Origin of the sequence: Kistimonas scapharcae, from assembly GCF_039540975.1 — a bacterium.
In the GTDB taxonomy this organism is placed as follows: Bacteria; Pseudomonadota; Gammaproteobacteria; order Pseudomonadales; family Endozoicomonadaceae; genus Kistimonas; species Kistimonas scapharcae.
The window spans coordinates 1-9,811 of sequence record NZ_BAABFL010000364.1 but is presented as its reverse complement, the minus strand read 5'-3'; the positions used below and the strand labels follow the sequence as shown (position 1 = coordinate 9,811).

Annotated in this window: 10 protein-coding genes; 3 read left to right on the top strand and 7 right to left on the bottom strand. The window is 49.9% G+C overall.

The features are described 5' to 3' along the window. Positions 1-101: 101 nt before the first annotated feature. Entirely contained in the window at positions 102-527 is a 426-nt protein-coding gene (locus ABD892_RS13150) for a hypothetical protein (protein WP_345196220.1), read from the bottom strand. A 269-nt stretch (positions 528-796) separates the two neighbouring features. On the opposite strand from ABD892_RS13150, the gene ABD892_RS13145 reads away from it, so the two are divergent. Continuing rightward, the gene (locus ABD892_RS13145; protein WP_345196219.1) at positions 797-2,230 is read left to right on the top strand and encodes a sodium:solute symporter family protein; all 1,434 of its coding nucleotides are present in this window, start codon (positions 797-799) and stop codon (positions 2,228-2,230) included. On the opposite strand, the gene melA is transcribed toward ABD892_RS13145, so the two are convergent. From melA to ABD892_RS13120, 5 genes are all read right to left on the bottom strand, one after another. Next, complete coding sequence (gene melA / locus ABD892_RS13140; protein WP_345196218.1) at positions 2,227-3,585, bottom strand: alpha-galactosidase; 1,359 nt, start codon at positions 3,583-3,585, stop codon at positions 2,227-2,229. The genes ABD892_RS13145 and melA overlap by 4 nt on opposite strands. 21 nt (positions 3,586-3,606) lie before the next feature. Next, positions 3,607-4,566, bottom strand: a complete 960-nt coding sequence (locus ABD892_RS13135; protein ID WP_345196216.1) for an ABC transporter permease — start codon at positions 4,564-4,566, stop codon at positions 3,607-3,609. Continuing rightward, positions 4,563-5,339, bottom strand: a complete 777-nt coding sequence (locus ABD892_RS13130; RefSeq protein WP_345196215.1) for an ATP-binding cassette domain-containing protein — start codon at positions 5,337-5,339, stop codon at positions 4,563-4,565. Before ABD892_RS13130 ends, ABD892_RS13135 begins: the two co-directional genes overlap by 4 nt. A gap of 66 nt (positions 5,340-5,405) precedes the next feature. Beyond that, complete coding sequence (locus ABD892_RS13125; RefSeq protein ID WP_345196214.1) at positions 5,406-6,395, bottom strand: sugar ABC transporter substrate-binding protein; 990 nt, start codon at positions 6,393-6,395, stop codon at positions 5,406-5,408. Between the two features lie 355 nt (positions 6,396-6,750). Further along, a complete protein-coding gene (locus ABD892_RS13120; RefSeq protein WP_345196212.1) occupies positions 6,751-7,353 on the bottom strand; it encodes a hypothetical protein in 603 nt (200 codons plus the stop codon). A gap of 316 nt (positions 7,354-7,669) precedes the next feature. On the opposite strand from ABD892_RS13120, the gene ABD892_RS13115 reads away from it, so the two are divergent. Further along, positions 7,670-8,314, top strand: coding sequence for a thiol:disulfide interchange protein DsbA/DsbL (locus ABD892_RS13115; RefSeq protein ID WP_345196211.1), 645 nt, complete (start codon positions 7,670-7,672; stop codon positions 8,312-8,314). A 36-nt stretch (positions 8,315-8,350) separates the two neighbouring features. On the opposite strand, the gene ABD892_RS13110 is transcribed toward ABD892_RS13115, so the two are convergent. Then, positions 8,351-8,884: a hypothetical protein gene (locus ABD892_RS13110; protein ID WP_345196210.1), complete on the bottom strand. Its 534-nt coding sequence runs from the start codon at positions 8,882-8,884 to the stop codon at positions 8,351-8,353. A 275-nt stretch (positions 8,885-9,159) separates the two neighbouring features. Between ABD892_RS13110 and ABD892_RS13105 the strand changes: the two genes are divergently transcribed. Further along, on the top strand, positions 9,160-9,702 hold the full coding sequence (locus ABD892_RS13105) for an acyl-CoA thioesterase (protein ID WP_345196209.1): 543 nt from the start codon (positions 9,160-9,162) through the stop codon (positions 9,700-9,702). Positions 9,703-9,811 lie beyond the last annotated feature (109 nt).

Here is a 9,811-nt window from a genome sequence, read left to right as displayed (position 1 = left end):
GGTCTCCCCATGTGAGAGTAGGTCATCGCCAGGCTTTAATGAGAAAACCCTGATCAGGCAACTGGTCAGGGTTTTTGCTTTGGGCTATTGAAAAACAATAACTACTGGGCTGGGTACATGAGAGCTGAGAAATAGCCGCCAGTATCACCTCCGGCCCAACACTCCACGCCGCTATCCTCGCATGATGGTATATAAGTTTTACACAATAGGCTGGGTTCCGAATCCTGTACGCTAATATCCCTGTGTAAATAACCATCCGGATGGAAAATACGACCCAGATATTGGCCCTGCATAGCGATAAATCCTTTTACGTGAATATTGCCGCCGACAGGATAAGATGGTGCATCGTTATTGTGTGAGTAGCAGGCAATAAAGCCATTGTTCTGATGGGTAAGAGAAATGACAGGCATGAATTGATTACGAATATAACTGTAATGTATTTGGTTATTTTCCAGGCTGTGGCTGAGTGTACTTGATATTAATGTAAAAAATGTAATAAATATGCTTTTTGAGACTGTGAATTTCATTCATTATTCTCCTCCTATTTCAAATAAAAAAGTATTTTCTAATTGATGCTTAAATCATTGTTCATAGATGTAGATTGTTAGAATCACTGATAGTTGCATTGCACTATCCAATTGTTGTTGATTCTTACTCTCTATCTATGGGGCGTTCTCTAATTAATGGATAATAGGAGAAGACTTTGGTTTAGCAAGAAAACAATGTGTGTCTACTTTATATATGGCTCGATGGGTAATGCCATCAATACAGACTCCATAAGTAAGAGAGTACTTTTATGGTGCTTCCTGTTTTTCAGAGTTCCTGGTTTGTAGTAACCGTGTTTGTTCTTGCGACACTTTATATCGCTTCAAGGCACGCTAAGCGTAGTTGTTCATTTGATGAATTTGCCTTATCAAAAGGTTATTTTGGGAATTTTTCTTTAATGACCAGTATTGCCGCGACAGTTATTGGAAGTGGTTTTTTGCTGGGTGTAGGTGAGAAAGTTTATTCTCAAGGATTCATCTATGCGATTTGTCTTTTCGCCGGCCAACCCTTTCAATTTCTGCTATTGGTCGGAGTTACTCCAAGATTAAGAGCTTTTCATCATTGCTTCAGTATTGGGGATATTCTCGAGCGCCAATATGACAGGAGAGTTCGTTATGCCTGTGGTATTTTATGGGTCTTATTCTGCATAGGTATTCTTACTGTTCAAATGGCGGCAATAGGTCGTATTGCTGCGTTGATATTGCCGATACCCATCTGGCTGGGGAGTATAGTTGGTGGGAGTATCATCATTGGTTATTGTTCACTCTGCGGAATTCGTGGTGTGGTATCGACAGATGTGATACAGCTGCTTTTGATCATCGTTGGTGTTTTTTTTGTTGTAATGGCTGGCATACATCATCTAGGTGGTTATGACATCTTTATCAGGCAGTTACACGCTGAACAGATCATTGGTTTGGCGGATCAGGGAGCCATCGGTGTATTGTCGCTGTTTCTCAGTTTTGCCGTAGGAGACTTTATGATTCCTCCGATGGTCCAAAGAGTGATGATGGCTCGTAGTCATTATCAAGCAGCTCTTTCTTTTTCATTTGCCTGTGTTTTGGTCGCATTAGTTGCAATTGGTGCAGGTTTTTTGGGGCTGCTTGCATCGGTCGTGAATCCTGACACATCTGTTCAGTCTGCAATTAATGAACTGTTAGTGTTGGTTCTTCCCGGATGCCTTGTCAGTATTGCCGTTTGCGCCATTCTTGCATCCATTATGTCAACCGCAGATAGTTTTTTAAATACAGCAGCAATAGCTGCTGTCCGTGATGCTTTACCGTTGTTTATCAAGAAGTATCAGCAGACTGAGTTACAACAGATTATGCTGATGCGCATGGCTGTGCTTACTATTGGTGTATTGGCCATGTTATTTAGCCTTTATAAGGGTGATTTACTGACCATAATGTTGTATGCATTTAATTTCTGGGGGCCAACGGTAGTTATTCCATTGCTTGGTGCACTGTTTTATCAAAAGCTGCCGTCCTGGCTCTTTTTCGTGCCGGCAGGCATTGGCTTATCAACAGCCTTGGTCTGGGATTATTTGGCCTTGCAGCATCAGTTTTACCTGAGTGGTTTGATTGCCGGTATGTTGGCCTGTGGCGTGGTTTATAGTGTCATGCTGGTGATTATCATGCGATGCACCCCCTGCCAGTTAATACCCATGCAGGGGGAGTCATACGATTAGAATTGTGGCAACCAAGGCTTTTGGGCTTCCAGCAATTCTTCAAACAGGTTATCGATCTGTTCTAGGGTGCAAAGGGCGGCGGTCAGCGGATCCAGTGCCAGGGCGTACTTGGCTGCCTGCTTATCGCCTTTGAGGGCCGCTTCTACGACCAGCTCCTGAACATTGATATTCGTTTTGTTGAGGGCGGCACATTGCGTTGGGAGTGTGCCGATCGTTTCCGGGTGCAGGCCTTTGCTATCGACATGTATCGGTACTTCAACGACACAGTTTGCGGGCAGGTTATCAATTAGCAGACCAGTATCCTGCTGGTTCGCAATATTGCCGTTAATGCGGGTTGGTGTATTGGTCAGCATGGCGTGAATCAGTTTGGCGCCATTGAGCATGTTTTCTTCAATTCTGAATGGCTGTTCCCCTGCCAGCTGCCGGTTGATCTCTTCGTTAGCCAGGGCGTGCACTTCCTGCTCCAGTGCCAGCAGATTCCAGCGCCTTGGTAGGAACTTATTGATCATGGCCTCATTCTTACGGAAATAGGGCACATAATCGGTCATATGCCAGTGGTTTTCCGTACTCCAGTAACCGAAGTGTTTGAGTATTTCGCAGCGAGGAGCGTCGTTTTTATAGACGGCAGGGTTATCTGGTAACTGGTGAATCAGGGGGTAGAGATCTTCACCTTTATGACGGAATTCCAGCATCCAGGTCATATGGTTGATGCCACCGAATCGATACTCAATCGCTTCGGGGACATCCTGGTACATTAATGCCTGCCATAACTCGGGGGTATGCGGATGATCCACCCAGGGGCCGACACCAAGATACCCTGCCAGCTGGGAAGCGGTATAGCGAACGCCATAACAGAGGCCAATACTGCGAATAGACGACGCTTGGCTAGCTGCCCAGGTCAGCGGAGCCAGCGGATTGGAATAATTGATAAAGAGCGCCTGCGGACAGACCGCTTCCATATCGCGGAGGATGGAGAGTACCGGCGGTATTTGACGTAAGCCACGGAAAATGCCGCCAGCGCCCAGTGTGTCGCCCACTTCCTGGCTGATGCCATAGCGCTGGGGAATTTCCATATCCAGCTTCCAGGGTTCAAGACCGCCCACCTGGATGGCATTGATCACGAAGTCGGCATTACGCAGCGCTTCTTTCTGATTTACCGTCATACTCAATGTGACGGGGACGCCGGCCTGTTCAATCATCAACCCAACCAGCCGGAAACTGCGCTCCAGAACCTGCTCGTTGATATCTTCCAGAACCACTTCTGTCGGTGGCAGATCTTTATAAGCAAACAGAGCTGACAACAGTTGACGCGTAAACATGGTGCTGCCGGCACCAATGACCGTGATCTTTTTCATAGCCTCCCCGCTGATAACGATTTAGCGACGGTGGGTCTTCATCAGGAAGGCATAGACAGAGACCGAAACAACAATAATCAGACCGTAAACCATGCGCGTCCAGAACCCGGAAAGTCCGACGGCAATGATACCGGATTCGATCATGCCGATGACTATGGCACCGATCAATGTTCCGAACAATGTGCCGGTTCCGCCGAAGACAGATGTACCGCCAATAAATATCGAGGCAAAGACCAGCAGCAGGTAACCTTCGCCCTGGGTTGGCCACCAGTTGGCCATTTCTAGGCATACCATGACGCCGACCAAGGCGCTGGTCACTCCCATCAGGGTAAACAGCAGGATTCGGGTGCGATCGGTCGGGATACCCATCATTTTGGCGGTATTGATGTCATCCCCGATAAAACGCACATTGTCGCCAAAGGTGTGCCGCTGCAACATGAGCCAGGCGACCACGGTCAGCACCAGGCACCAGATCGCCTGCATGGGCAGCCAGCCGAAAAGGCGACCGACCAGCAAATCATGCAGCCAGGTGGAGCGGACATCAATCAGGCTGATGGCGATACCGTCGGCAAGCACTGTTGTCAGTCCATACCAGAAAAACTGGGTGCCAATTGTGGCGATGATAGAGGGAACGCCGAGTCGGACAATCAGTAAGCCGTTAATCAGCCCTGCCATGCTGCCACCCAGCAGCGCTGCGACCATAGCTGTGAGACTGCTGCCCGTAGCCGTAAACACGACAGCAAAGAGATAACCGGAAAAAGCCATGATGGCCGGAAACGACATGTCCATTTCCCCGGATACAATCAGGAAGGTCAGCATCAGCGCCAGTATGGCCGGGAACGGAATACTGGTCATGAAGGAGGTGTAAATGCGCAGGGAGCCAAAGGTGGCCGGGCTTAACACCAGGAATGTCGCCCAAAGCACCAGCAGCAGGCCAAAGGTGCCCATCTGGAAACGGTAGTGGCGCAAAAACAGGGTCATGACGGGGCTCCGTTCCGTTGCAGGGTGTTTTCCCGGGCAATATTGATCAATGTGGTGCTGAGCTCTTCCAGGCTGATGGCACTACGGGCGTGTTCAGCCACAATTCTGCCGCGATCAACAAAGACAAACCGGTCCGCCACGTCGTAGACATGGGCCATGTTATGGCAGATCAGGATGCAGGAACGGCCAGTGGCCCGTATGCGACGGATGAAGTCCAGCACCTTGCCCACTTCGTGCAGGGAGAGGGCGTTGGTGGGTTCATCCAGAATGATGATCTCGGCATCAAAATGCATGGCGCGACCGATGGCCAGCCCCTGTCGTTCACCACCGGAAAGGATGCTGACATCAGAGTCCGGCGTGATGCCTATGCCGCGCAGGCCAATGTCCTGCAACAGTCGTTGGGTAATCAGTTTTTCTTCCTGAACGCGGATAAAACCAAACTTATTGCGAAGGTGACGCCCGACAAACAGGTTTCTCCAGAGGGGCTGTTTTTCGCCGAGCGAGCGCTCCTGGTAAACGGTTTCGACACCAAGCTTTCGGGCCGTTGCGACGTTATAACGGGAAAAATCAATTGCCTGGCCACTGATCTTTAGCGTACCACTGTCAGGCTGATGCAGGCCGGCCAGTATCTTGATCAGGGTCGATTTACCTGCGCCGTTGTCGCCTACAATGGCGACGACTTCACCGGCATTCAGGTCGAAATCGATGTCTTGCAGTGCATGCACGCCATTGAACCACTTGTTCATGCCGCGCATTTCCAGGCGTTTGGTCATCCGGAAACCGTCTCTTTATCCAGGGAGTCAGGCCAGGCGCGCAGCGGATCTGCGCGCCGGTGAGTATTAACGAAGGCCTTGCTTGGCCAGTGGTGCGATCAGGTCAATATTGTCGCGGCTGATAAAACCACCGCCGGTATTGATGTTCAAACCGGAGAAACCATAGCGCTTGGTCAGGACAACCTGCAGAACAGGGAGGTAGCCCTGCAGGAAAGGCTGTCCGTCGCCTACCAGATCAACGTAACCACTCTGGATAGCTGCTGCGGTAGCTGGAGACAGGCTGAAGCCGGCTGCGAAGATCTCATTCGGGCCGACCCCGGCCGCACGCAACAGGTTTTCCAATTGGCCAGTCAGGGCGGCGTGATCGATCAGTATCATCTTGGTATCAGGGTGACGGGAGAGATACGCTGTCATCAGTGGCATGCCTAGGGTAGGGTCTTTATCCAGTTCAGCGCTGATTTCCATGTAATCAACCTGCAAGCCGGCGTCTTCTAGTGCTTCAATCATGCCGACGGTAGAGAGTCCTCGATTGGGTTTACTCTTCAGTCCCCAAACCAGTGCGCGTTCACCGGCTTTCATGGGGTGGCGGCGCAGGGCTTCCTGGGCCAGCAAGGTGCCGCGGCTTTTGTTATCAGTGCCAGCGTAACCAAAACCTTCTGCTTGGTGCTCTGCCATCAGGCGCGGCAGCTCGGTATCGCTGCTAGTGACGATGATGCCGCTGTCTTGCGCTTCATCAATTAGTGCTTCGTACGCGTCATCCCCGGGGTGACCCATCACCACCAGACCATCGGGTTTTGATGCAATGGCACGGTTGGCGTTTTCGATCATTTTCTGTGGGCTCCAGTCGGAGTACAGGAACCGGATATCACAGCCGAGATCTTCACAGGCCTGCTGGGCACCATTTTGTACAATCGTATTGTAAGCGCCACCTACGGGGCCGCCGGTATCAAACCAGATGCTGACGTTTTCTCCACTGCGGGTTGCTGCCAGAGAAACACTGGTGTTGAAGGATGCAAGCGTGACGAGAGTCAGGGCCAGAAGTGTTCGAATTCGCATTGTTTGCCTCTGAGTCGGTGATGATGTGGTGTGACTGGCGTTTGGAACCGCCTTATAGGTGTAGAGGCCGGTATCCTACTGGGCAGCTTTTGTCTGGGGTATCAGCAGTATCCGCACGTTATGTCCGCTGCGAGGCTGAATGGATGTTTGATGTTGCTGGTTATTCGTATCTTTTGAGGATGGGAAATAATTTTTCTCGGCGAGGGTTTGATAGGTTTGAATCAGAGAAATCCGTACGTTGTCATTTAAATATTCTTAAATTGCATAGAGTGCTTTGAATACCCGACTATAACAACAGCCATATAAATAAGGTTGTTGCTATAGTCGGATTGATACTTAGTGCGTTATTGGAAGCTTATAGGACGCCATATTCGACAGTGCTATGACCAAAGGCTGTGAGAAAACGGTTATGAACGGTATGAAGTGTTTCATTAGCCTTCTCATTCCACGCTGATCCGCCCAGATTGATAGTCATGGCAACACCATTACGGGCACCATAAACCATTCCTTCCATCGTCCGTCCAACAGCAAAAATAGCACCTGGTATGAGGCCGACAGTAATGGCGGTTACAAAGGCTGCAGCGAATGCCAAAGGTTTATTCGTATCAGCGAGTTTGTTGTAAACTGCCTTGACTACCTTGGATTCCCCTTCAACAAAACCACTGGCGAATCCTAGTAGTGTATTAAATACGATGTTACCCGGCACAATCACGGCGCCTGCCAGTAGTTTGCCTAAACCGACAAATACTGTCTTTACCTTACGTGCACACGTCGCTCTGTCAGGGCAACAGCCGCCTTCGGCTCTGCGGTGTAAGAAACCTCTGATGCCACTGGCTACTCCTGTATGGTGTCTATTAAACGAAACGCTTTCCATATCGGCATCTTCATGCGACCGTTGGTTAGAAAAGCCGGAACCACCGTATGTTGCACTTGGACTGGTTAAATCATAACTTGACATGTTGTATTACTCCTTGAAAGTAAGCTGGATAAAAAACGCTGCATTTGTTTTAAACGCAGTAGTCCTTTGGATTCTTGGGTAAATACAAAGTTCCGTGCTGGCTATAAAACTGATGGCCGATTCGGCATGTCGATAAAAAAACAGCGATTGATTGTTGGTTTTGTTATTGGGGCTTGCTGCATTGTTAGGTAAACCAAGCATGAGTTGCTTGACCGAGGTTGTCGTATGGCACGCTATAAAACGGGTTTTGGTGAGCGCTCTTTTTTGTCACAATAACCTGAGGAAATGGATGCATATGACAAAAGAAGAGTGAAACATGCCAAAACTGCTGATGCGATTTCTGACTGTCCTGCTGCTGCTACCCTTGTTTGCCCAGGCGGGCGAGAAGTTTGAGGAGGGAAAGCACTACATCCGCCTCAGCCAGCCTATCCCCACCAGTGATCCGGCCAAGGTGGAGGTCATGGAGGCTTTCTGGTATGGCTGCCCCCACTGCTACCAGCTGGAACCTTATATCGAGCCTTGGGCCAGAACGCTGGCAGACGACGTGAACTTCCGTAAAGTCCCCGCGCTTTTTGGCAAGGAATGGAAGGTGCATGGACAATTGTATTATACCGTCCAGGCGTTGGAGCTTGATGCCAACAAGGTGGATGCTGCCATCTTTCATAGCATTCACCAGGAAAACCGGCGCCTGAACCAGCCGGATGCCATGGCAAAATTCCTCAAGCTTTATGATGTATCTGAAGAGCAGTTCACTAAAGCTTATAACTCCTTTGGCGTACGTAACCAGTTAAGGCAGGCGGATTCACTGATTCGTGGTGCACAGCTTACGGGTGTCCCAGCCCTGGTTGTGAATGGCAAATACCGTATTTCTGCCCGGGAAGCCGGCAGCGCCAAGGCCATGCTGGAAGTGGCCGATTTCCTGATCAAGAAAGAGCGTCAGGCGCTGAAGCCCAAGGGGTAGTTCAGCACCTGCTGGTGAGTCAGGCAATGGTAGGGCTCACCCTTCGATCAGTTGCTCTACCGCTGTTTTGACATCCTTGGGGATAGCACGCATACGGGGCCATGAGAGCTTGTGGTTCCCGTCATCATCCACATCCATATGAGCCGTTTTGGCGCCACCGGTCTGCCGGTCAAGTACTCGTATGCTGAATTCAGGCGTTTGACCGTCCGGTGTGTTGTCATCCAGCTTCAGGTAAACCGCCCAGGATTTATCCTCTGACTCCCATTGGGGGTGTTCGAGCACCTGCAAGTGTTGAATGCTTTCATTCAGCTCCTCAAGCGCCTGGCGCAGAGCGGCTGTTTCTTCCTGCTCGCGTTTCAGTTTGCTTTTGAGCAGGGCCATCTCATTCTGTTTGCTGCGGTTATCCTCCTGAAGGCGTTTGATCTGGGTTTTCAGACGCTTCGGGTTATCCGCCTGAAGGGTTTTGAATTCGCGAATCAGCTGGCGGTTCTCTTCCCTGAGTTTGATGAGCTCGCTGGCATCGGCCTGTTGTCCGGGGGCTGACGGTTCGCTCTGGCTAATCGATGTCATGGTTCTCTCCCGAAAAAAGCCCGGAATTTTACCAAGATGTCTGAGCAATGCGTGTCAGGGAAAAACACAGTGGTTTTTTTGCGGCATGTCATTTACAGGGCTGTGAATGTTCTGCCGTGGTCAGGCATAGTATGATCCCTCACCATGGCTGCGATCGTTTTTCATCTGGAAAATGCGACTGAGTATAGATCGTCGGCAGGCGGCTTGTCTGACGGATTGATGCTTGTGCCTGATAGGCAGCCCTAGACTAACAATAATGAAATGGTTGTTCTGGAATGAATCTGTATCTGCGCTTTTTGACCCTCATCCTGAGAATTATTTTCTTTCGTCGTTCACATACCAGAAAACCCCTGGAAGCCAGTATTCAGTCGTTTACCGTCTGTCCACATGACTGCGATATCAACCTGCATTTGACCAATGCCCGGTATTTCAGCTTTATGGATCTGGGCAGAACCCTCCATATGGCGGAGTCCGGTTTGCTGAGGTTGACCCTGCAGAATCGATGGAAACTGATCGCCAGTGCTCAGGAAATCGCCTACTTCCGTGAGCTGCCTCCTTTCCACAGGTTTCAACTGCAGACAACATTACTGGGATGGGACAACAAATATTGCTATTTTGAGCAACGTTTTGAAAGAAATGGCCGGATGTATTCGCTTGGACATTCCCGGGTTGCCATTGTCGGTTCAGGCAAGGTACTTGACCCGGGGCAGGTGATGCGTACGCTGGATCCCGAATGCCTGGTCGGTGAATTGCCTGATCAGATCAAGGCATGGAAGCAAATGCTGTCGGTCAAGCGCCAGGCATTTTCCCGGGACTAATTATGCCATGTTGTTGGAGCCCCTAAGGAACCTGCGATTAAGTCCCCGATAATAAGCTAATCTCCTCTCAGCCCTTGCTGGAGATTAGCCATGGACCAACAGCTCAGCT